This window comes from Rhodococcus sp. 105337 (assembly GCF_012844225.1).
In the GTDB taxonomy this organism is placed as follows: Bacteria; Actinomycetota; Actinomycetes; order Mycobacteriales; family Mycobacteriaceae; genus Rhodococcus.
This window is the reverse complement of record NZ_JABAGQ010000008.1, coordinates 52,237-73,233: the sequence shown is the minus strand read 5'-3', so window position 1 is coordinate 73,233 and position 20,997 is coordinate 52,237. Positions and strand designations below refer to the sequence as shown.

At 68.1% G+C, this 20,997-nt stretch carries 22 protein-coding genes; 6 read left to right on the top strand and 16 right to left on the bottom strand.

Features of this window, described 5'->3' with window-relative positions:
* The first annotated feature begins 5 nt into the window (after window positions 1–5).
* A complete protein-coding gene (locus HF886_RS14050; protein ID WP_206037053.1) occupies window positions 6–1,139 on the top strand; it encodes an Mrp/NBP35 family ATP-binding protein in 1,134 nt (377 codons plus the stop codon).
* A 75-nt stretch (window positions 1,140–1,214) separates the two neighbouring features.
* Here the strand turns inward: HF886_RS14050 and tatB are convergent, their stop codons facing one another.
* The 4 genes from tatB to sigE form a co-directional block, all read right to left on the bottom strand.
* Window positions 1,215–1,610: a Sec-independent protein translocase protein TatB gene (gene tatB / locus HF886_RS14045; protein ID WP_169652608.1), complete on the bottom strand. Its 396-nt coding sequence runs from the start codon at window positions 1,608–1,610 to the stop codon at window positions 1,215–1,217.
* 81 nt (window positions 1,611–1,691) lie between these two features.
* Window positions 1,692–3,191, bottom strand: coding sequence for a trypsin-like peptidase domain-containing protein (locus HF886_RS14040; protein ID WP_206038799.1), 1,500 nt, complete (start codon window positions 3,189–3,191; stop codon window positions 1,692–1,694).
* A 169-nt stretch (window positions 3,192–3,360) separates the two neighbouring features.
* Entirely contained in the window at window positions 3,361–3,735 is a 375-nt protein-coding gene (locus HF886_RS14035) for a zf-HC2 domain-containing protein (RefSeq protein WP_169621644.1), read from the bottom strand.
* A 16-nt stretch (window positions 3,736–3,751) separates the two neighbouring features.
* Complete coding sequence (gene sigE, locus HF886_RS14030; protein WP_240952358.1) at window positions 3,752–4,387, bottom strand: RNA polymerase sigma factor SigE; 636 nt, start codon at window positions 4,385–4,387, stop codon at window positions 3,752–3,754.
* 284 nt (window positions 4,388–4,671) lie between these two features.
* Here sigE and HF886_RS14025 point away from each other — a divergent pair, with 284 nt between their 5' ends.
* Complete coding sequence (locus HF886_RS14025; protein WP_169652606.1) at window positions 4,672–5,307, top strand: O-methyltransferase; 636 nt, start codon at window positions 4,672–4,674, stop codon at window positions 5,305–5,307.
* 84 nt (window positions 5,308–5,391) lie between these two features.
* Here HF886_RS14025 and glgC read toward each other — a convergent pair whose 3' ends face one another.
* Window positions 5,392–6,606 (bottom strand): glucose-1-phosphate adenylyltransferase, encoded by a 1,215-nt coding sequence (gene glgC, locus HF886_RS14020; protein WP_169621642.1) that lies wholly within the window; start codon window positions 6,604–6,606, stop codon window positions 5,392–5,394.
* Window positions 6,607–6,740: 134 nt separating this feature from the next.
* Here glgC and HF886_RS14015 point away from each other — a divergent pair, with 134 nt between their 5' ends.
* Window positions 6,741–7,079 carry a metal-sensitive transcriptional regulator gene (locus HF886_RS14015; protein ID WP_169621641.1) on the top strand — a complete coding sequence of 113 codons (339 nt, stop codon included), beginning with the start codon at window positions 6,741–6,743 and terminating at the stop codon, window positions 7,077–7,079.
* Between the two features lie 65 nt (window positions 7,080–7,144).
* Window positions 7,145–8,317: a glycogen synthase gene (gene glgA / locus HF886_RS14010; protein ID WP_169652605.1), complete on the top strand. Its 1,173-nt coding sequence runs from the start codon at window positions 7,145–7,147 to the stop codon at window positions 8,315–8,317.
* Here glgA and HF886_RS14005 read toward each other — a convergent pair.
* The 10 genes from HF886_RS14005 to dapE form a co-directional block, all read right to left on the bottom strand.
* Window positions 8,304–9,191: a putative RNA methyltransferase gene (locus tag HF886_RS14005; protein ID WP_169652604.1), complete on the bottom strand. Its 888-nt coding sequence runs from the start codon at window positions 9,189–9,191 to the stop codon at window positions 8,304–8,306. The genes glgA and HF886_RS14005 overlap by 14 nt on opposite strands.
* 88 nt (window positions 9,192–9,279) lie before the next feature.
* Window positions 9,280–9,447 (bottom strand): DUF3117 domain-containing protein, encoded by a 168-nt coding sequence (locus HF886_RS14000; RefSeq protein WP_006554284.1) that lies wholly within the window; start codon window positions 9,445–9,447, stop codon window positions 9,280–9,282.
* Between the two features lie 97 nt (window positions 9,448–9,544).
* Entirely contained in the window at window positions 9,545–10,174 is a 630-nt protein-coding gene (locus tag HF886_RS13995) for a DNA-3-methyladenine glycosylase I (protein ID WP_169621638.1), read from the bottom strand.
* Window positions 10,171–10,659 (bottom strand): DivIVA domain-containing protein, encoded by a 489-nt coding sequence (locus HF886_RS13990; RefSeq protein WP_169652603.1) that lies wholly within the window; start codon window positions 10,657–10,659, stop codon window positions 10,171–10,173. Before HF886_RS13990 ends, HF886_RS13995 begins: the two co-directional genes overlap by 4 nt.
* 59 nt (window positions 10,660–10,718) lie before the next feature.
* A complete protein-coding gene (locus HF886_RS13985) occupies window positions 10,719–11,636 on the bottom strand; it encodes a glucosyl-3-phosphoglycerate synthase (protein WP_169621636.1) in 918 nt (305 codons plus the stop codon).
* Window positions 11,633–12,574 (bottom strand): dihydropteroate synthase, encoded by a 942-nt coding sequence (gene folP / locus HF886_RS13980; RefSeq protein ID WP_169621635.1) that lies wholly within the window; start codon window positions 12,572–12,574, stop codon window positions 11,633–11,635. Before folP ends, HF886_RS13985 begins: the two co-directional genes overlap by 4 nt.
* A gap of 52 nt (window positions 12,575–12,626) precedes the next feature.
* Window positions 12,627–14,411, bottom strand: coding sequence for a long-chain-acyl-CoA synthetase (locus HF886_RS13975; RefSeq protein WP_346765369.1), 1,785 nt, complete (start codon window positions 14,409–14,411; stop codon window positions 12,627–12,629).
* 98 nt (window positions 14,412–14,509) lie between these two features.
* Entirely contained in the window at window positions 14,510–15,076 is a 567-nt protein-coding gene (locus tag HF886_RS13970) for a TIGR00730 family Rossman fold protein (protein WP_169621634.1), read from the bottom strand.
* On the bottom strand, window positions 15,070–15,879 hold the full coding sequence (locus HF886_RS13965; protein ID WP_169621633.1) for a TIGR00730 family Rossman fold protein: 810 nt from the start codon (window positions 15,877–15,879) through the stop codon (window positions 15,070–15,072). The genes HF886_RS13970 and HF886_RS13965 overlap by 7 nt, the downstream gene beginning before the upstream one ends.
* Before the next feature lie 10 nt (window positions 15,880–15,889).
* On the bottom strand, window positions 15,890–16,966 hold the full coding sequence (gene dapE, locus HF886_RS13960) for a succinyl-diaminopimelate desuccinylase (RefSeq protein ID WP_169652602.1): 1,077 nt from the start codon (window positions 16,964–16,966) through the stop codon (window positions 15,890–15,892).
* Window positions 16,967–17,065: 99 nt separating this feature from the next.
* Here dapE and dapD point away from each other — a divergent pair, with 99 nt between their 5' ends.
* Both dapD and HF886_RS13950 read left to right on the top strand, forming a co-directional pair.
* Entirely contained in the window at window positions 17,066–18,019 is a 954-nt protein-coding gene (gene dapD / locus HF886_RS13955; RefSeq protein ID WP_169621631.1) for a 2,3,4,5-tetrahydropyridine-2,6-dicarboxylate N-succinyltransferase, read from the top strand.
* Window positions 18,020–18,099: 80 nt separating this feature from the next.
* Window positions 18,100–19,431: an amino acid permease gene (locus HF886_RS13950; protein ID WP_240955140.1), complete on the top strand. Its 1,332-nt coding sequence runs from the start codon at window positions 18,100–18,102 to the stop codon at window positions 19,429–19,431.
* On the opposite strand, the gene HF886_RS13945 is transcribed toward HF886_RS13950, so the two are convergent.
* Window positions 19,400–20,965, bottom strand: coding sequence for a substrate-binding domain-containing protein (locus HF886_RS13945; RefSeq protein WP_169652601.1), 1,566 nt, complete (start codon window positions 20,963–20,965; stop codon window positions 19,400–19,402). The two genes, HF886_RS13950 and HF886_RS13945, sit on opposite strands and share 32 nt — an antisense overlap.
* Between the last annotated feature and the right edge of the window lie 32 nt (window positions 20,966–20,997).

Genomic DNA, 20,997 nt, shown 5'->3' with positions numbered 1-20,997 from the left:
GCGTCATGGCAGTCAGTGAGTCCGACGTCCGCAGTGCACTCGCCCGGGTACAGGATCCCGAGATCCGGAAACCCATCACCGATCTCGGCATGGTCAAGAGCATCGAGATCCGCGACGACAGCAGCGTCGATATCGAGGTGTACCTGACCACCTCGGGATGCCCGATGCGCACCGAGATCACCGATCGCGTCACCAAGGCGGTCGCCGACGTGGCGGGAGTCGGCCCGGTCCGCGTCACTCTCGACGTGATGAACGACGAGCAGCGCACCGAACTACGCAAGTCCCTCCGCGGTGACTCCGCCGAGCCCGTCATCCCGTTCGCCCAGCCCGGATCGCTGACCCGCGTGTATGCGGTCGCGTCCGGTAAGGGAGGCGTCGGCAAGTCGTCGGTCACCGTGAACCTCGCGGCGGCGCTGGCCGCACGCGGCCTGTCGGTCGGTGTCCTCGACGCCGACATCTACGGCCACTCGATCCCCCGCATGCTGGGCACCTCCGCGAAGCCGACACAGGTTGAGCGGATGATCATGCCGCCGGTCGCGCACGACGTGAAGATGATCTCGATCGCGCAGTTCACCGAGGGCAACACCCCGGTCGTGTGGCGCGGCCCGATGCTGCACCGCGCGCTCCAGCAGTTCCTCGCGGACGTGTTCTGGGGCGACCTCGACGTGCTCCTTCTCGACCTGCCCCCGGGCACCGGTGACGTGGCGATCTCGGTGGCCCAGCTGATCCCGGGTGCCGAGATCCTGGTCGTGACGACCCCGCAGCAGGCCGCGGCCGAGGTGGCCGAGCGTGCAGGCTCGATCGCCTTGCAGACGCGCCAGCGCATCGCGGGCGTCGTGGAGAACATGTCGTGGCTCGAACTGCCGGACGGGACGCGCATGGACGTGTTCGGCACCGGTGGCGGCCAGGCCGTCGCGGAGCGCCTCACCCGCGCCGTCGGGGCCACAGTGCCCCTGCTGGGCCAGATCCCGCTCGACCCCGCCGTCCGTGAGTCCGGTGACGCCGGAACGCCGATCGTGCTGTCGGCTCCGGAGTCGGCGCCTGCGATCGCGATGTCGGAGATCGCCGACAAGCTCGCGGTGCGCAAGCGTGGACTGGCCGGCATGTCGCTGGGGATCGACACCACCCGGCACCTGTAAACGCACACGGTCGCCGCAACGATGTTGCGGCGACCGTGGAAAGTCCGGGCCGGGGAACTCCGGCGGAGCGACGACCTACGTCGCGTCCGGATCGATCGGGGGCCTCTCGTCGCGTGCGAGGGGCTTCGTCAGGTTGGGCGTCGAGGGCGACGATCCGTTTACCGGCGCACCCGGTGTCTTGCCCATGTCGTTGAACAGAGAACCGTCACCGTCGAGCAGGTGCTTGGTGATGACGGCCTTGGGGGTCATGCCGCGGAGTTGGTTGAGTTCGGCGAGCGGCTGACGGAAATCGTCGAACTCCGGACCCAGCTCTTCCTTCAGCTGATCCCGTGCGCCCGAGGCGTAATCGCGCACCTGTCGCAGTGACTTGGTCACCCAGGAGACAGCACCTGGCAGCCTCTCGGGACCGAGCACCACGAGGGCCGCCACGAGGAGGACTACGAATTCACCCCAACCGATGTTGCCGAACACGGGTCAAGACTACGTGTTTCCCGCCGGAATTCAGCGCGAGCGGGCTCAACTCACACCGGAAGCACCTCCGGAACCGGGACGTCAGTCCGATTCCGGGGTGACCTCGATGTCCACGAGACGTCCGCTCCGGACGATCTGGACGGTCACGGGCTGGTCGATCTCCTGAGCGTGCACCGCAACCACGAGCTCGTCGGCGGTGGTGACCTCGCGGTCGCCGACCCGCACGATCACGTCGCCCTCGACGATTCCCGCACGCTGTGCCGGGCTGTTGCTCTGGACGTTCGCGACCTCTGCCCCGCTGGCGACCTCGTTGACCACCGAGCGGGCATTGACACCGATCTCCGGATGGCGCATCTCACCGTTGCGGATGAGTTCCCCCGCCACTTCGGTCACGTCATCGATGGGGATCGCGAAGCCGAGACCGACGGACCCGCCGGTTTCGGACTTGATCGCGGAGTTGATGCCGATGACGCGACCTTCGATGTCGACGAGCGGCCCACCGGAGTTACCCGGATTGATGGAGGCATCGGTCTGGACCGCGTCGATCACGGCGTCGGTGTCGGTGCCCTGGCCGCTCAGCCGCATGGGCCGGTGCAGCGCGCTGACGATGCCGCGGGTGACGGTCTTGCTCAGGCCGAGCGGGGAACCCACGGCGACGACGTCCTCACCGACCTGCACGTCCTCGGATCGCCCGAGTTCGGCCACGACCAGGTTGTCGACGTCCTTGACCGCAAGTACCGCCAGATCCGTCTTGATGTCCCGTCCCACGACCGTCGCGGGGACCTTGGTGCCGTCGTCGAAAGTGACCTGAACCTTCGCGTCGGGATTGGTCGCCGCCATGGAGATGACGTGGTTGTTGGTGACGATGTATCCGGCTCCATCGATCACGACGCCGGAGCCTGTTCCTGCCTCTTCACCCATGGTGACCTGAATGGACACGACCGACGGCAGAACGGCGTCGGCAACCTGCGCGACGGTCCCGGCGGGCACTTCCCCGTCCGACGCGACCTGCGACAGCGACACGCCTCGGCTGGTGAGTGAGCCGTTGTCGGACGTCACCACCGCCACGGCCAGCCCGCCGACGACCGCGATCGCGAGTGCGAGCGCTGCGAGGGAGACCAGGGCGCGGGGCTCGACGCGACGGTCGAACAGGACCTCACGCAGAGTCAGCTTGGGGGCCGGCGGCAGATCCTCTTCGTCCTCCGCTTCGAGCGGCGCACCGAGCCGGACGGCGGAGTCGGGGTCGCGCCACGGGTCGGACGGGACCGGCTCGTCCCCGGAGCCGTCGTCGGGTGTGGAGGGCGGCCGCTGCAGCGTCTCGTCCGCCGCGTCCGGCTTTCCGTATGCCTCGGCGAGGATGGCGTCGGTCGGCGGGGCGTGCCGGATTCCGGGTTCGGACGCCCGCGCGCCGGGTGTCGTCCCGAAGGGGCCCTCGGTACCGGCCGGTCGCCCGAAGACGCGCTCGGCGGCGGGGTCCACCCTGGGCCGGTACACCGGTCGCGGGTCGAGGCGCGGCGCGTCGGCGGGGCGCTCGATGGCGCCGTTCGCCTGTTCCTGCCTGCCGGACGAGGCGTCCGGCAGGTCGGTGTCGTCGCTCGCGCGTCGGCCGTTGTGCTCCACAGAATCCGCGGTCACGCGTACCCGTCTCCCCCGTGTAGGTCCGTCACAGAGCCCAGTATCACCGATGGCCTCGGGTGCCCTGTGATCGACCGGTCTCCGACCGGCCGGGCTGTGGTGACCTTCCTGCCGATCACCGCCTGCGACGGATCGCCCATCGCCGCGCTGCGAACCACGCCTCGGACTGCGCTGCGTCGACCTCGGGGGCCTTTGCGCCGTTCCGGGTCCGATCCGCTCCGGGGACGTCGAAGAGGTGGCTGGGGATGCTGCAGAGTGCGCCCCGGAGGGAACTCGACATCTCGGGTGCGTCCTCGGCGGCGGCACGCAGTGCGCGACGGGCCTGCTGCTGCGCCTCGACTTCGGCCGCGCACTCGGGGCATTCCGCCAGATGCTGTGCAGCCCGAAGGTACGGCGCCATCCGGAGTTCGCCGTCGACGTACGCGGCAACCGCCTCGCTAGCCAAGTGCTCCGTGGAACCGAACCTGCGAGGTGGCTGCACCATCGTCATCAAAACCTCCCGGCGGCTACCCCGCATCGACGCGAACGACTTCGGCCTTCCCATTCTCGCGCAGGTACTCGCGGAGTGCCTGGCGACCTCGGTGGATGCGACTGCGCACCGTCCCGAGTTTCACCCCCAGTGTGGCACCGATTTCTTCGTAGGACAGACCTTCGATGTCACACAGCACCACCGCGGCGCGGTACTCCGGACCGAGCGAATCCAGGGCGGATTGCAGGTCGGCGCCGAGTCGCGCGTCGTGGTAGATCTCCTCGGGGTTCGGCCCTTGGGCCGGGACCCGATCGTAGTCCTCCGGCAGCGCTTCCATCCGGATGCGGTTCCGGCGACGCACCATGTCGAGGAAAAGGTTGGTCGTGATGCGGTGGAGCCAGCCCTCGAACGTGCCGGGCTGGTAGTCCTGCAGTGAACGGAAGACACGGATGAACGTGTCCTGGGTGAGGTCTTCGGCGTCCTGTGCGTTACCCGAGAGCCGGTAAGCCAGCCGATAGACGCGGTCGCCGTGCTCGCGGACGAGTTCGTCCCACGAGGGCATGGACGCACGATCTCCCGTCGCGTCGAACACCGCGGTTCCGCTCAGGTCTTCCAGGGAGGCTTCGTCGAACGGGACGGCATCGGGCGGGAGAACGGTGCGGGATTCGGGCATGTGGATCGCTGGATCCTCCTCTTCGGGACCGCTACGCGGAACAGTGGTGGAAGGTTCAACATCCGGGCCCTGAGGTTTGTTCCTCACCACCAGGGTCCCATGAGGCCTACTCCACCGAAGCTCCGTGTCCTGCCGGCCTTCGACTTCGTGACCCGAGTCTTTCCTATGGGGATGTGCTGGTCGTGTGAGTTACCTGAAACGAAGCTGAGAAAACATCGCCACATCCTTGCCCACATCTGCGAGCCTGCCCGCACAAACATCCCGGCGCGGATAGCCTCGGTCTCGTGCAGACCAATGCAGACCGCATTTTGACCCACGCGGAGAACATCGTCGTCGAGGACGAACAGCTCGCCGTCGCGCGGGAACGCGCCGAGGACCTCGGCGCGGATCCGGTGTCCCCGTCGGTGGGGGCTGCTCTCGCGATGTTCGCCCGCATGCTGGACGCGAAGACCGTGGTGGAAATCGGTACAGGTGCGGGAGTGAGCGGGCTGTGGTTGCTGCACGGCCTGCGCGAGGACGGCGTCCTCACCACGATCGACAGTGAACCCGAACATCAGCGGGCTGCCAAGCTCGCATTCCGCGATGCCGGTGTCGTCGCTTCCCGCACGCGGCTCATCAACGGCCGTGCGCTCGACGTACTGCCGCGACTGGCCGACTCCGGCTACGACCTGGTGTTCGTCGACGCCACCCCGTCGGACCACCCGCACTACGTTCGCGAGGGCGTGCGTCTGCTGCGGCCGGGCGGCGTCATCGTGCTGCACAACGCGCTGCTCGGCGGCCGGGTCGCCGATCCGTCCGCACGCGATTCGACCGTGCTGGCCGTCCGAGAGGCAGCACGGGCCGTCTCGGACGACGAACGGCTCGCTCCGGTGGTCCTGCCGCTCGGAGACGGGCTCCTGTGCGCGGTGCGGCTCAGCTGAGCCCGACGGGCCGCACGACTCCCGGCCCGTCGGGTCGCACCGGCCCGCGGAGTCGCACCGGCCCGCGGAGTCGCACAGCTCCGGTCAGATCCACACGCCCTTGCCGACGGCGACCACGCCGCCGCCGCTGACAGCGAATCGTTTACGGTCGCGCTCGAGGTCGACGCCGATGATCTCGCCGTCGCCCACCACCACGTTCTTGTCGAGGATCGCGCGTCGCACCACCGCGCCCTTGCCGATCCGGACACCCGGCATCAGCACGCTGCCCTCGACGGTGGCGCCGTCCTCGACCATGACGTTGGAGCTGAGCACCGAATTGCGGACGGTGGCGGCGGACAGGATGCTCCCCGCACCCACGATGGATTCCTGGGCGAGACCGCCCTGGACGAACTTCGCGGGCGGCAGGTTCTCCGCGGCGCCTCGGATTGGCCAGCGCCGGTTGTAGAGGTTGAAGATCGGGTGGACCGACACCAGGTCCATGTGCGCGTCGTAGAAGGCGTCGAGCGTCCCGACATCGCGCCAGTAGGCCCGGTCGCGTTCGGTCGCGCCGGGAACGACGTTGTCGTTGAAGTCGTAGACGTGTGCGACGCCGTCGGCGACGAGTGCCGGAATGATGTCGCCGCCCATGTCGTGATCGGAATCGGGGTTCTCGGAGTCGGCACGCAGCGCTTCGACCAGAACCTTCGTCGAGAACACGTAGTTGCCCATGGAGGCGAAGGTGACATTGGGGTCGTCGGGCGTCCCCGGTGGGTGCGCAGGCTTCTCGAGGAACTGGGTGATTCGGCCCTGCTCGTCGCTGTCGATGCATCCGAACGCGAAGGCTTCGTTGCGCGGCACCCGGATACCCGCCACCGTGACACCGGCTCCGGACTCGATGTGCTGACGCACCATCTGTTCGGGGTCCATCCGGTACACGTGGTCGGCGCCGAACACCACGATGTACTCGGGGTCCTCGTCGTAGACCAGATTGAGCGACTGCAGGATCGCGTCGGCGCTACCGGTGTACCAGCGCGGTCCGAGTCGCTGCTGGGCCGGCACCGGGGTGATGTACTCCCCGGTGAAGCCCGACAGACGCCACGTCTGAGAGATGTGGCGGTCGAGGGAATGCGACTTGTACTGCGTGAGTACGCAGATGCGCAGGTAACCGGCGTTCACCAAGTTGCTGAGCACGAAGTCGATCAGGCGATATGCGCCCCCGAAGGGCACTGCCGGCTTCGCACGGTCTGCGGTCAGAGGGTAAAGACGCTTACCCTCGCCGCCGGCAAGCACGATTCCAAGCACATGTGGCTGGCTCCTCACACGCCCAACCTATCGGTCGCCCAACACTGCCGCCAGCGAAGCGTGATCTCCGTCCCGCCCGGCGAGAGGTTCCGGACACGAGCGCACAACGTCCAGCCAGGGTATATACCCCTCTGGGGTATAGAATGGGTGTTATGAACGACTCACTTAGCCCGGTGACCGAGACCACCGAGGACGGCGGCTCCTGCCACACCCACGGCTACATCGGCGACAAGAAGAAATATCTCGCGCGCGTCAAGCGGATCGAAGGGCAGGCCCGGGGCATCCACCGCATGGTGGACGAGGAGCAGTACTGCATCGACATCCTCACTCAGATCGCTGCGTTGACCAGCGCCCTGGAAGGCCTCGCACTCAACCTGATCGACGATCACCTGCGGCATTGCGTCGTGGACGCCGCGAAACTCGGAGGCGAGGAAGGCGAGGCGAAACTGGCGGAAGCATCGGCCGCGATTGCACGCCTCGTGAAGTCCTGAACCGCATTCGCGCCTGCGGCGGGGATCGATTGGCTGTAACTCGAACGGCCCGATAGTTTGAGGCGATGCAGGTGGCGATGATGACGCGGGAATATCCGCCGGAAGTGTACGGCGGTGCGGGTGTTCACGTCACCGAGCTCGTCGCGCAGCTCCGGAGACTGTGCACTGTGGACGTGCATTGCATGGGTGCACCCCGCGACACCGCGACCGTGCACGCGCCCGACCCCGCGTTGGCAGGGGCGAATCCCGCTCTGACGACGCTGTCGGCAGAGCTGCGCATGGTTCACGCGGCCGCGGGCGTCGACGTCGTTCACTCGCACACCTGGTACACCGGTCTCGCCGGGCATCTGGCAGCCGAACTCTACGACGTGCCGCACGTACTGACCGCGCACTCGCTCGAACCGCGCCGGCCGTGGAAGGCCGAGCAACTCGGCGGCGGTTACCGGATCTCCTCGTGGTCGGAACGCAACGCCGTGCAGTACGCCGACGCGATCATCGCGGTGAGCGAAGGCATGAGGCTCGACGTCCTCGACGCCTATCCGTTCGTCGACCCCGCTCGCGTGCACGTCGTGCGCAACGGGATCGACACGACGACGTGGCATCCCGGCCCGGCCGAACCGGGCACCGAGTCGGCGCTGGAGCGCATCGGGGTCGATCCCGATCGTCCGATCGTCGCCTTCGTCGGGCGTATCACGCGGCAGAAGGGCGTCGGGCACCTGATCGCCGCGGCGCATCACCTCGACCCCGACATCCAGTTGGTGCTGTGTGCGGGCGCCCCCGACACTCCCGAGATCGCCGCCGAGACCGCACGTGCCGTCGCCGAACTCCAGGCGGCACGCGGGAACGTCTTCTGGGTACAGGAAATGCTTCCCGTCGAGTCGGTGCGGGAAATCCTCTCCGCCGCGCGCGTGTTCGTGTGTCCGTCCGTCTACGAACCGCTCGGCATCGTCAACCTCGAGGCGATGGCATGTGAGACCGCCGTGGTGGCGTCGGACGTGGGCGGTATCCCGGAGGTCGTGCAGGACGGCGTCACGGGCGTCCTGGTGCACTACGACTCGTACGAGCCGCAGGCGTACGAGCGGGCTCTCGCCGCAGCCCTCAACGAGGTTGCCGGCGACGCGGCCCGTGCCGCCGAGTACGGCCGGGCAGGTCGCGACCGCGCCATCTCCGAGTTCTCGTGGGCGCAGATCGCCCGGCAGACCCTCACGGTCTACCAGGGTGTGATCAACCGCCCCTGACAGCGGTGTCGCCGTGCCCGCCGGGCACCGTCACGTCTCCCCGCCGGGTCCATGTCGACACCGTGACGGACACGGTGACCTCGAACGGGTCCGGGAGCGCTGCCAGCAGGTCCGTGCGCTCCGGGGCGGACAGGTGATGGGCCGACGGGCCCATTCCCGCCAGGTCCGCGAGTGCTCGACGCGGCAACGCCGCGGAGAACTGCACGGGAATCCGCTCCGTGCGCTCGAACAACCCCGACAGCGCCGCCGACAACCGTTCGGTCTTGTGCTCGTCGACGCTGACCATCCCCGGCAGCGACACGAGTTCGCGCAGGTGTTCCGTGGTGGGCGTCGCCACGACGAGAACGCCGCCGGGCGCGAGTACCCGATGACTCTCGGCAGCGTTCCGGGGCGCGAAAATCGACAGCACGTGGGTGAGCGACCCCGACCGCACGGGTAGCTGCCGCCACACGTCCGCGAGCACCGAACCCGCGCGCGGGTGAGCGCGCGCGATACGCCGGACGGCGGGTTTGGATACGTCCAGTCCGATGCCCCGCGCGGCGGGCAGGGCGTCGAGGACGGTTGCGAGGTACTGGCCCGTTCCGGCGCCGACCTCGAGAATGCGGGAGTCGTCGCCGGCGGCACTCGTGCACGCGGACGCCACGGCAGTGCGGACGGGGTCGTAATACCCCGTGTCGAGAAAGTCGCCGCGCGCCGCGATCATGTCGGCGGTGTCGCCGGTGAACGGCGTGGCGGATCCGGTGAGCAGAGAGACGTAACCCTGGCGCGCCACGTCGAAGCTGTGGCCGCGTTCGCACAGCACCGCGGCATCGTCGAGATCCATCGAACCGTCGCAGTGCGGGCACGCGAGAAGGTCTATGACGGCATCGAGCACGCGGACTCCTCACCCGTTCCCGGTACGGACAGCTCCGGGCCCCGCGCGCCGAGGAGCGCGGGGCCCGGGTTGCCCGAAGAGGGGCCGATCAGCTGGTGACACTCTTGAGTTCGTCGCCGAGGGCCGCAGCCTCTTCCGGCGTGAGCTCGACGACCAGACGTCCGCCGCCCTCGAGTGGAACCCTCATGACGATTCCTCGTCCCTCTTTGGTTGCTTCGAGGGGACCGTCCCCGGTCCGGGGCTTCATGGCCGCCATCCTCTGCTCCCTCCAAATCTGCACCCGACCGCCGGGCGCGTGGGTTACCGTGTGGTTGCACCACCGACCTCGATGATGCGCGCTATCCCATTCTTCCCTATTGCGGTGTGCGTCGGGTAGCTGACTCCGCCGTAAGGGCCGGTCGTGCCCCTTCTCGGGCCTGCGACACCCAGCACCCGGCGAGGTGATCATCGACCATTCCGGTGGCCTGCATCAACGCATATGCAGTGGTGGGGCCCACAAAACGTAGTCCGAGTCGCTTCAGTTCACGGGCCATTGCGGTGGACTCCTCCGTGACCGCCGGAATCGATTCGACACTTTTCGGACGTCGCGCGCGCCGCGCGGGTGCGGGCGCGAACGACCACAGCAGAGTGTCGAGATCGGTGGGCAGTTCGAGGATCGCTCGTGCGTTCGCGATCGTCGCTTCGATCTTGCGGCGATTGCGGATGATGTCCGCGTTCGCGAGCAACCGGTCGACATCCGTTTCGGTGAAGCGGGCGACGACATCGACGTCGAAGCCGGCAAAAGCTTCACGGAACGCCGCTCGCTTCCGCAGGATCGTCAGCCACGACAGGCCCGACTGGAATGCCTCGAGGGCGAGTCGCTCGAACAGCGCGTCGCGGCCGTGGAGTTCGCGCCCCCACTCCTCGTCGTGATAGTCGCGGTAGATCGTGCTCCCCGGGCGGTCGACAGCCCACGGGCACCGCACGAGTCCGTCGTCGTTCACGGCTTCTCCGGGTGGTCGACGACGCGGACTTCCTCCGTGACCGCATCGTCGCCGGACGCGTCCCCGGCGCGATCGTCGGCCTCGGTGTCGGCGGTGTCCTCGAACTCGGCGCTGTCCTCGAACTCGGCGCTGTCCTCGAGCTCGGCGGCGTTCTCGGGCGCCGCGGGCAGCTCGGGCGCGGAGTCTTCCCCGGGCAGCGGCTCTCCGGCGGTCCGTGCGAGTTCGGCACGCAGATCGTCGATTTCGCGGGCGAGACGGTCGAGGGCCCAGTCGACCTCGCTCATCTTGTAGCCCCGCCACGTCTGCTGGAAACGCAGGTCGCGCACGTCCGTGCCGGTGACGTCGGCTGCCGGGAGCACCGTCGTCGTCGTGCCGGGCGGGATCGGCGCGAGAACCTCGCTTCGGCCGAACACAGCGGAAGCGATGAAGAACAGCACGGCGCCGACAACCACCATGACGACCACGTACACCAGAACCGTCACCATGTACCGATCTTGGCACGGCCCGCCGGCGGCTTCGAGGTCGGCGGGCCGTGCGAAGAAGATCAGCCGGTGATGGTCTTCATCGGCGGACGGTCCTCGAGGTTCACATCGGTGTCGAACGACACGAACGACTCACCCTCGACGAGGAACTGGGTCAGCGGTGCCCCCGAGTCGGGGATTCCGCACCGGCCGAGCATCGTGCCGACGATCTGCCGGCTCATTGCGCCCAGCTCGGACAGCGGCCGGTTGCGGTGCTTACGCACACCGAGGTTGACCTGCGCGATCGCGTTCAGTCCGAGGCGGTCGTAGGTGTCGAGCAGCAGCCCGATCTCCACGCCGTACCCGGGCGCGAACGGCACCGCCTCGAGCAGTTCCCGAGTGCCGGCGTATTCGCCCCCGAGTGGCTGAAGCACGCAGGTCAGCTCGGGTCGCAGGGCCGCGAGGAGCGGCCGGGCGACGAGTTCGGTGACGCGTCCTCCCCCGTTCGAGTCCTCTCCCCCGGCGACCCGGAGGGGACGGCGGTAGTAGCCCTTCACCAGATGGATGCCGTCGCCGAGCAGGAGCGGTCCGAGCAGTTTCGGTACGAACGCCGGATCGGGGTTGATCAGGTCGGAGTCGACGAACGCGATGAGGTCGCCGGATGTGCCGGCGAGCGACCGCCACAGCACTTCTCCCTTGCCCGGTGCCGGGGCGAGTCCGGGTACTGCTTCCTCGCGGGAGACGACGCGCGCTCCCGCGGCACGCGCGCGGGCCGCGGTCTCGTCGGTCGATCCGGAATCGAGCACCACGAGCTCGTCGACGAGTCCGCCGAGCAGCGGGTGGATGGTGTCGATCACCCCCGCGACGGTTTCCTGCTCGTCGAGCGCGGGCAGCACCACGGTCACGGTGCGTCCCGCCTTGGCCCGTTCGAGTTCGGCGACGGTCCATGTCGGCTGGTCCCAGCTGTTCGCCTCTGTCCAGATGCGAGTCGGTGCGCTCATGCCAGCCCCCTCACTGTGCGGGCCGGCGGACGTGTGCCCGCGATGGCCGCCACCATATCGACCACCCGGCGGGTGGCCGCGACCTCGTGTACCCGGAACATTCTCGCTCCTGCTGCTGCGGCCAATGCTGTCGCTGCCAAGGTGCCCTCCAACCGGTCTTCGAGTTCGACACCCAGAGTCTCGCCTACGAAGTCCTTATTGCTCAGCGCCATAAGCACAGGCCACCCGCTGTTTACAAGAACTTCCACGCCCCGCAACAGAGCGAGCCCGTGATAGGTGTTTTTCCCGAAATCGTGGGTGGGATCGATGAGGATCGAATCGGTCGCGACACCCGCTCGCGCCGCGCTCTCGGCCGCCGCGACGACCTCGCCGGTCACCTGCGCGACGATGTCTTCGTACCGGACCCGGTGCGGCCGGGTACGCGGGATCGCGCCCCCGGTGTGCGAGCACACGATGCCGGCGCCGAGTTCGGCCGCGACCTCGACGAGCTGCGGGTCGGCCCCGGCCCATGTGTCGTTGATGAGGTCGGCGCCCTCGGCGACCGCGTGACGCGCCACCTCGCTGCGCCACGTATCGACGCTGATGAGCACGTCCGGGTACCGCTCGCGGATCGCAGCCACGAACGGGACGACGCGGCGGATTTCCTCCGCCGTGTCGACCACGTCACCGGGGCCGGCCTTGACCCCGCCGATGTCGACCAGGTCGGCACCCTCGGAGACGGCGCGGTCGACGGCCGCGAGCGCCGCGTCGTCGCTGAAGGTGGCGCCGCGGTCGTAGAACGAGTCCGGTGTGCGGTTGACGATCGCCATGACGAGTGCGCGATCGGTCGCGACAGGACGCCCGCACAGCGTCGGCGGTAGAGGTCCCGGAGGGGTCGGGACGTCGCCGCCGGGTGTGACGGGCGGATGCTCGGGAACATCGACAGCGGAGCCGCTCATGCCTTCATCCTGACACGAGCGCCGATTCGGGCCCTCCCGGTGTCCGGCCCGTTCAGGGCTTCGGCAGATCCCCTCGTGCCACCCCGTCGACGTACCCCTCGAAGATCGGCGCGAAGCCTTCGCTGCGGCTCGCGAGGACGTACAGCTCGTCCGACCCGATGTCGGTGTACCCCTGCTCGCGCAGATCCACCTTGCGGCTCTTGAACGTCGACGTGTACTCGAGTTCCTCGACGACCCGGACGAACAGGGGGACCGCGTATCCCGGCAGGGAACGATGCAGGGACTCCGCGAGTGCGGCACCGTCCAGTTCCGCGCCTTCCTTCAGTGTCACTGCTGCCATGCCCGCGCGTCCGTCCGTGCCCGGCACCTCGACGCCGTAGACGACGACACCCGAAACCGAGTCGTGCGACGAGATCGCACCCTCGACCTGCGTGGTCGCGACGTTCTCACCCTTCCAGCGGAACGTGTCACCGAGCCGGTCGACGAACGCGACGTGCATGTAGCCCTGGCTCCGGACGAGGTCGCCGGTGTCGAACCACACGTCACCGTCGTCGAACCCGTCACGGACGAGCTTGGATTCGGTGGCGTCGGGGTCGGTGTACCCGTCGAACGGTGCACGGTCGGTGATCTTCGCGAGCAGTAACCCGACCTCGCCGCGCCCCACGCGAACCAGTCGTCCGTTCGCGTCTCGCCGGGCCGAACCGGTCTCCGGGTCGTACTCGACGACCGCGTACGGCAAGGGGCATACGCCCGCGGTGCGCGGCTGGTTGAGCGCGTTGATGAAGGCGATGTTGCATTCGCTCGCGCCGTAGAACTCCGCGACCCGGTCGATGCCGAAGCGCTCGGTGAATTCGTCCCAGATCTCGGCGCGGAGGCCGTTGCCCACCATCAGCCGGATGCCGTGGTCGCGATCGGTGGGCCGCTCGGGCTGCCCGAGCAGGTAACGGCAGAACTCACCGATGTAGATGAACGCCGTCGCCCCGTTGCGCTCGGCGTCCTCCCAGAACTTCGACGCCGAGAACTTCTTGCCCAGCGCGAAGGTCGCACCCGCACCGAGCACCGACGACAGCGCGACCGTCAGCGCGTTGTTGTGATAGAGCGGCAGGCAGCAGTAGAGAGTGTCGTTGCGGCGCAACCGGACACCGAGACTGCCCAGTCCCGACATGGACTTGAGCCAGCGGAAATGGGACATCCGGCTCGCCTTGGGCAAGCCGGTGGTTCCGGAGGTGAAGATGCAGTACGCGATCTCGGACGCCGAGAGCGTCTCCGTCACTGCCGGGTTCGCCGAGTCGGCGTCCGCGGCGAGTGCGTCGAGTTCGGCGAGACGCATCACCGACCCGGCCTGCGGTTCGGAGTCGAGCGTCTCGAGGGCCTCTGCGCATTCTTCGTCGACGACGAGAACGCGGGAGTCGAGCAGCGACAGGCTGTGCTCGAGCACCTCGCCGCGCTGGTTGTTGTTGAGCATGCCTGCCGCGGCACCGAGTTTGACGGTGGCAAGCGCGAGCAGCAGCGCCTCGGGCTTGTTCTCCATGAGAATGCCCACGACGTCTCCGGTGCGCACACCCTGCGCCGTCAGGACGTTGGCGTAGCGGTTCACCTGCGCGTTGGCTTCGCCGTAGCTCAGGGTGTCGCCCTCGAACCGCAGGAACGGGCTGTCGGGCCGGCGGGCGGCCTGCTTCTGGAACACCGATCCGATGGTCTCCCGCGCACTCGGCTTCCGGGTCATCCCAACGGCGCCGCGCAACAGACTCGGCAGGTCGGGGAGCATCCCGGGCAGCGCGGCCACAAGACCGGGAAGGGAGATGGTCGATGTGCTCTCGGCGGGGGCGGTTTTCACTGGCGGATCCTCACTGCGACGTCGGGTCTGTCGGGACTACGGCGGCAATGCCTCCCGAACTTACCGGAGAGTAGGGAACGAATGGTCGATTCGGTCCCTCAGTGCTCCCCGCTCGACTCCGCACACCGGTCCAGAGCGTCCTCCAGATCGGACGTGACATGAAGCCCGTCGAGCGCGCGTCGCGCCACGAAGCCCGTGTCGACCATCGACTCGAGCCACGTGAGCAGTCCGTCGAAATGCCCGAGCGGGTCGAGCATCACGACCGGTTTGTCGTGCATACCGAGGTACCCGGCGGTCCATGTCTCGAAGAGTTCCTCGAGCGTGCCGATGCCGCCGGGCAGCGTCACGAACGCGTCGGCGCGATCCTCCATGATGCGTTTGCGTTCCCGCATCGTCTCCGTGACGATCAGTTCGTCGGCGTCTACGTCCGCCACTTCCCGGTGCACCAGCGCCTTGGGGATCACGCCGACCGTGTGAGCACCCGCTTCACGGGCCGCCTCGGCGACAGCGCCCATCATCGACACGTTGCCGCCGCCGGATACCAGCTGCCACCCGCGCCGGCCGATCTCCGTTCCCAGTGCCGAGGCGAGCTCGAGGTACTTGCGGTCGACCGGTCCCGACGCGCAGTACACGCACACCGATACCCGCCGCGGTTCGCTCACCACGACGTCTCCTCTCCGAACAGCAGGGTCTCCTCGTTGCCGCGATGTGCCTCGCGGATGATCCGGACCGCCTCGTCGACGCTGTCGGTCACCGACAGCAGATCGAGATCCGACTCGAAGATCTTCCCCTCCCGCACCATCGTCGCCCGCAGCCAGTCGACCAGCCCCGACCAGTACTCGGTGCCGAACAGCACGATCGGGAAACGGGTGATCTTGCCGGTCTGGACGAGTGTGAGCGCCTCGAACAACTCGTCCATGGTGCCGAAGCCGCCCGGCAGGCACACGAAAGCCTGTGCGTACTTGACGAACATCGTCTTCCGCGCGAAGAAGTACCGGAAGTTCAGGCCGAGGTCGACCCAGTCGTTGAGACGCTGCTCGAAGGGAAGCTCGATGCCGAGCCCGATCGAAAAACCCCCGGCTTCGCACGCGCCGCGGTTCGCGGCCTCCATGACCCCGGGGCCACCGCCGGTGACCACGGCGTACCCCGCCTCGACGAGCGCTTCACCGAGCCGCCGGCCGGCCTCGTAGTCGGGATGGTCGACGGGAGTGCGGGCCGAACCGAACACCGCCACCGCGCGCGGCACCTCGGCCAGTGCTCCGAAACCTTCGATGAACTCGCTCTGGATGCGCAGCACCCGCCACGGGTCGGTATGCACCCAATCGGACGGGCCCCGCCGGTCCAGCAACCGCTGATCGCGGGTCGTGGTGTCGCGGGCACGCTCACCGCGCAACTGAACGGGGCCACGCTGCACGACATCGTCGCGCGAGCCGGACCGATCGGAGGAGGAATTCGTATCTCCGGGCATGACGGCAACGCTATCGCGTCAGGTAGTCGCGCAGAACGGTGGTGACGTCGGTGATGCGCTGAACCTCGACGTGCTCGTCGCGCTTGTGAGCGAGATTCGGGTCGCCCGGACCGTAGTTCACCGCCGGTATCCCCAGCGCCGCGAAGCGCGCCACATCCGTCCAGCCGTACTTCGCCCGGAACTTGCCACCGGCAGCGTCGACGAGGGCCGCCGCAGCCGGGTGGGACAGGCCCGGAAGCGCGCCGGGCGACATGTCGGTCGTTTCCATCGTGATCGGGAGGCCGGCGAAGACCTCCTCGACGTGGGCGAGCGCATCGTCGGGACTGCGGTCGGGCGCGAATCGGAAGTTCACATCGAGTTCGGCCGCGTCGGGAACCACGTTGCCCGCAACGCCACCGCCGATACGCACGGCCGACAGTCCCTCGCGGTACACGCACCCGTCGATATCGACCGAGCGCGCCTCGTAGCGTGCAAGCCGCTCGAGCACCGGAGCGAGCTTGTGGATCGCGTTCTCCCCCAGCCACGACCTCGCGGAATGCGCGCGGACACCGTCGGCCGTGATCCGCACCCGCAACGTGCCCTGGCACCCGGCTTCGATCTCGCCGCCCGTCGGTTCGCCGAGAATCGCGACGTCCGCGTCCAGCCAGTCGCGCAGGTCACGCTCGATCCGTCCGAGGCCGTTGTAGGTCGCCGCGATCTCCTCGCAGTCGTACATGACCAGGGTCAGGTCGTGCGCCGGGTCGGCGATCGTGGCCGCCAGATGCAAGAACACCGCGTCGCCGGCCTTCATGTCCGAGGTGCCGCAGCCCCACAACACGCCACCGTCGAGCCGGGAGGGCACGTTGTCGGCGATGGGCACGGTGTCGAGGTGCCCGGCCAGCATCACCCGGCTCCCGAGCCCGCGGTGGGTACGGGCGAGCACGCAGTTGCCGCTGCGCACGACCTCGAACCCGTCGGTCTGCTCGCGCAGCGCCTTCTCGACCGCATCGGCGATGAGCGTCTCGTCCTGCGACACGCTCGGAATATCGACGAGGGCGGCGGTCAGTTCGATCGGATCGGCATGCAGGTCCAGGTGCGGTACGGCCATATGTGAACGATACGGAGCACGGTGTCTCCCGCGCGGGCCGCGTCGGGTTTTCCCAGGGCCTGATCGGCCCGATCCTGGGCTCAAGTACGATTCTCGACCGTGAGTGCACACGGAGCAGCAGCAGTAGGCATCGCGAACATTGCGGCCGACGGGACCGTTCTCGACACCTGGTATCCGGCGCCCACGCTGGGCGAATACGCCGAAACGGGAACGGTGCGGCTCGAGGGCACCGACATCCCGTCCGACTTGGCGCTCGTTGCCGGCGCCGACGAGGCGCGGGACGTGAACCAGGTCGTGGTGCGCACCACGATCGCAGATCTGTCCGCGCCGCCGGTCGACACGCACGACGTGTACCTGCGTCTGCACCTGCTCTCCCACCGCCTGGTCAAGCCGCACGGACAGAGCCTGGACGGCATCTTCGGGTTGCTCGCCAACGTCGTGTGGACCAACTACGGCCCGTGCGCGGTCGAGAACTTCGAGACCGTCCGATCGCGTCTGCGCATCCGCGGACCCGTCACCGTCTTCGGTGTCGACAAGTTCCCGCGCATGGTCGACTACGTCGTGCCGACGGGAGTCCGCATCGCCGACGCCGACCGCGTGCGACTGGGCGCCCATCTCGCCTCCGGCACCACCGTGATGCACGAGGGCTTCGTGAACTTCAACGCCGGCACTCTCGGAAACTCGATGGTCGAGGGCCGGATCTCCGCGGGAGTCGTCGTCGACGACGGTTCCGATGTCGGTGGCGGCGCGTCGATCATGGGCACGCTGTCCGGTGGCGGCAAGGAAGTCATCTCCGTCGGCAAGCGTTGCCTGCTCGGCGCGAATGCCGGTGTGGGCATCTCGCTCGGCGACGACTGCATCGTCGAGGCCGGCCTGTACGTCACCGCCGGCACCAAGGTGACGGGCCCGGACGGCACGGTCGTCAAGGCCAAGGACCTGAGCGGAGCGTCGAACCTGCTGCTCCGCCGCAACTCTGTGAGCGGTGCCGTCGAGGTCGTGCCCAACAAGGGCACCGGCGTCGAACTGAACGCCGCACTGCACGCCAACGACTGAGGAAGATAGTGAGCCAAGTTCCACAAACGGACGATCCCGAGGACCTCGGGAGCGGACTGAAAGTCCGGCATCTGACGATGATGGGACTCGGCTCAGCGATCGGTGCCGGACTGTTCCTCGGGTCCGGCGTCGGTATCCAGGCGGCCGGCCCGGCCGTGCTCGTCTCCTACATTCTCGCCGGCATCATGGTCATCTTCGTGATGCGGATGCTCGGCGAGATGGGCGCTGCTCTGCCCGTCAGCGGATCGTTCTCCCACTACGCCCGCATCGGTATCGGCCGCTGGGCCGGCTTCTCGATGGGCTGGCTCTACTGGTTCATGCTGATCATGGTGCTCGGCGTGGAGATCACCGGTGCGTCGGCGATCGTGCAGTCCTGGTTGCCGGGGGTGCCGCAATGGACGGTCGCGCTGGTGTTCGTGAGCTTCTTCGCGGTCATCAACCTCGCCCAGGTCGCGAATTTCGGTGAATTCGAATTCTGGTTCGCCGCGCTCAAGGTCGCTGTCATCATCGGCTTCCTGATCATCGGCGTCCTGCTGGTGTTCGGGCTGCTCCCGGGGACCGAACCGGTGGGGACCGAGCATCTGCTGGGCGACGGCGACGGATTCGCACCCAACGGCATGGCGGGAATCGCGGCCGGCCTGCTCGCGGTCGCCTTCGCGTTCGGTGGCATCGAGATCGTGACCATCGCCGCGGCCGAGTCCAAGGATCCCGAGCGGTCCATCGCGGTGGCCGTGCGCACGGTGGTCTGGCGGATCACGCTGTTCTACCTCGGCGCGATCTCCATCATGGTGCTGGTCCTGCCCTGGACCACGGCGAGCGGCGAAACGTCTCCGTTCATCGCGGTGCTGGACGTCGCGGGCCTGCCCTACGCATCCGGGCTCATGGAACTCGTCGTGGTGGTCGCACTGCTCTCGGCGTTCAACGCCAACGTGTACGGCACCTCGCGGATGGCGTACTCGCTGGCCCGTGGCGGCGACGGACCGGCATTCCTCGGCAAGCTCACCCACCGTGGTGTTCCGCGCAACGCTGTTCTGCTCTCGGTGTTCTTCGGCTTCGTGAGCGTGCTGCTCAACTGGTTGCTGCCCGACACCCTGCTGGAGATCCTGCTCAATGCTGTCGGGTCGGCGCTGCTGGCCATCTGGATCTTCATCGTGGTCGCGCACCTGCGTTTGCGGCGACGGTTCGAGGAAGAGGGAACGCTGCGGCTGCGCATGTGGGCCTTCCCCTACCTGAGCTGGTTCACCCTGGCGATGCTGATCGGCTTCATCGCCCTGATGCTGTCCGACAGCAACGCTCGCGTTCAGCTCGCGTCGACGTTCGTCCTGTTCCTGTTCATCACCGCACTCGGTTTCCTGTGGCATCGCAGGCAGGACGCACGGGTCAGCGACGACTTCGGTCTGCCAAGGCACTGACGAGGATCTGGGCCAGTTCGCTGGGGTCGCCCGCCAGGTAGCTCGAGCCCCCGGTTGCCGTCGCGATCTCGGCGAGAACGTCTCCGTCGGCGGTGTCGGTCACTCCGACGGTCAGCACCGGTACGGGCCGGGCGGGGTCGCGGAGTCGGCCCAGAGCGGCGAGAAGTTCGTCCTTCCCGATCCCGCCCGGATCATCGTTCCCTCCGTCCGTCACCACGATCACGCTGTTGACGGCTCTCGGGTCGTATCCGGCCTGAGCCGTACGGAAGGCCTCGAGCACGGTGTCGTAGAGCGCCGTACCGGTGCCGGTGGAGTCGGGAACCCACTTGTCGAGCGAGGTCACGATCTCGCGCTGGGTCTCGCTTCCGATCATCGTGTCGAAGCGGCGAACGGGCGCGATCTCCACGTAGTCGCGTCCCGGGACGCCGATGTCGCTGGCGAACATCCACAGTCCGGCAGACACGCTGTCAGGGAACACGTCGTCGGCGGCCTGCGCGGCCTGCGCCACGAGTTCGAGCGGGGTGGTGCCGTCCACCGGCCGCCGCATCGACTCCGAGACGTCCACCACGATCAGGGTGCGCACCGGCAGCGCGAGCAGAGTCCAGGTTCGCATCGCCTCGCTCATGATCGCGTCGTCCTGAAGCTCGAGCACCGGGACGGTTCCCAGTCCGCGGATATCGGGCAGTGCGTGTCCTACTCCGTCACGGAAGCCTTCGCGCGACAGGATCGCGCGCGCATCCGCCGCGTGCAGCGCGTCGGCGAGCGCCGCGCCGGTGCGCGCCGCACGTGCGTTGCGGTCCGGGTCGGGTGCGGTCACCACGATCGGATAGTCGACCATCACGGTGCCGTTCTCCGGTATCCACACGTCGAGGTCCCGCTCACGGGTCCGGCGGTGCACCTGCACCTGCTGCTCGGTGGTCACGATGACGTCGTCGCCCTCGATGCGCTCGAGTGCCGCCTGACCGGTCGGCGGTTCCTCTCGGCGTGCACCCTCACGCTGAGCGTGCACGGCGAGCGCCGAGCGCACGGTCCCCACGGCGACCGGGTTGTCGGCGGTTTCGGCGAGGGCAGCCCGGATCACGCCTGCTGCCGTACCCGTGCGCAGGGGGTTGCCGAGGTCGAGGCCGGCGAGACCGAGTGCCGACCGCCAGTTGGGGGCTACCGGCACGGCGTCCGGGGCACCCGCGAGAACCAGCGGCGACGTCGCGAGCGGAAACGAGATCGTTCGCACCGAACCGGCAGCGTTGTCCTGGGCCCGTCGCGCCCACCATCCCCCTTCGGGGATCCACAGGTCGGGCGCGCCGGCCCCGGTTCCCAGCCTGCTCGCGACGTCGCCGGGTTCCTCCGCGGTGATCTCGAAGGCCGCGCATCCGGTGTCGGCACGAGCGAGCGCCTCACCGACCGCGGGAGCCAGCGCAGGCGCCACCGCAAGCGCGTACTCGTCCGTCGTGGAGCATCCGATCCCCCATTGCCCCGACACGAACGACAGCGCCGCGACGGCCAGTGCCGCCACCACGATCCCCACCAGAACCATTCGCGCACGATCGGAATTTCTCCGACGCCGCG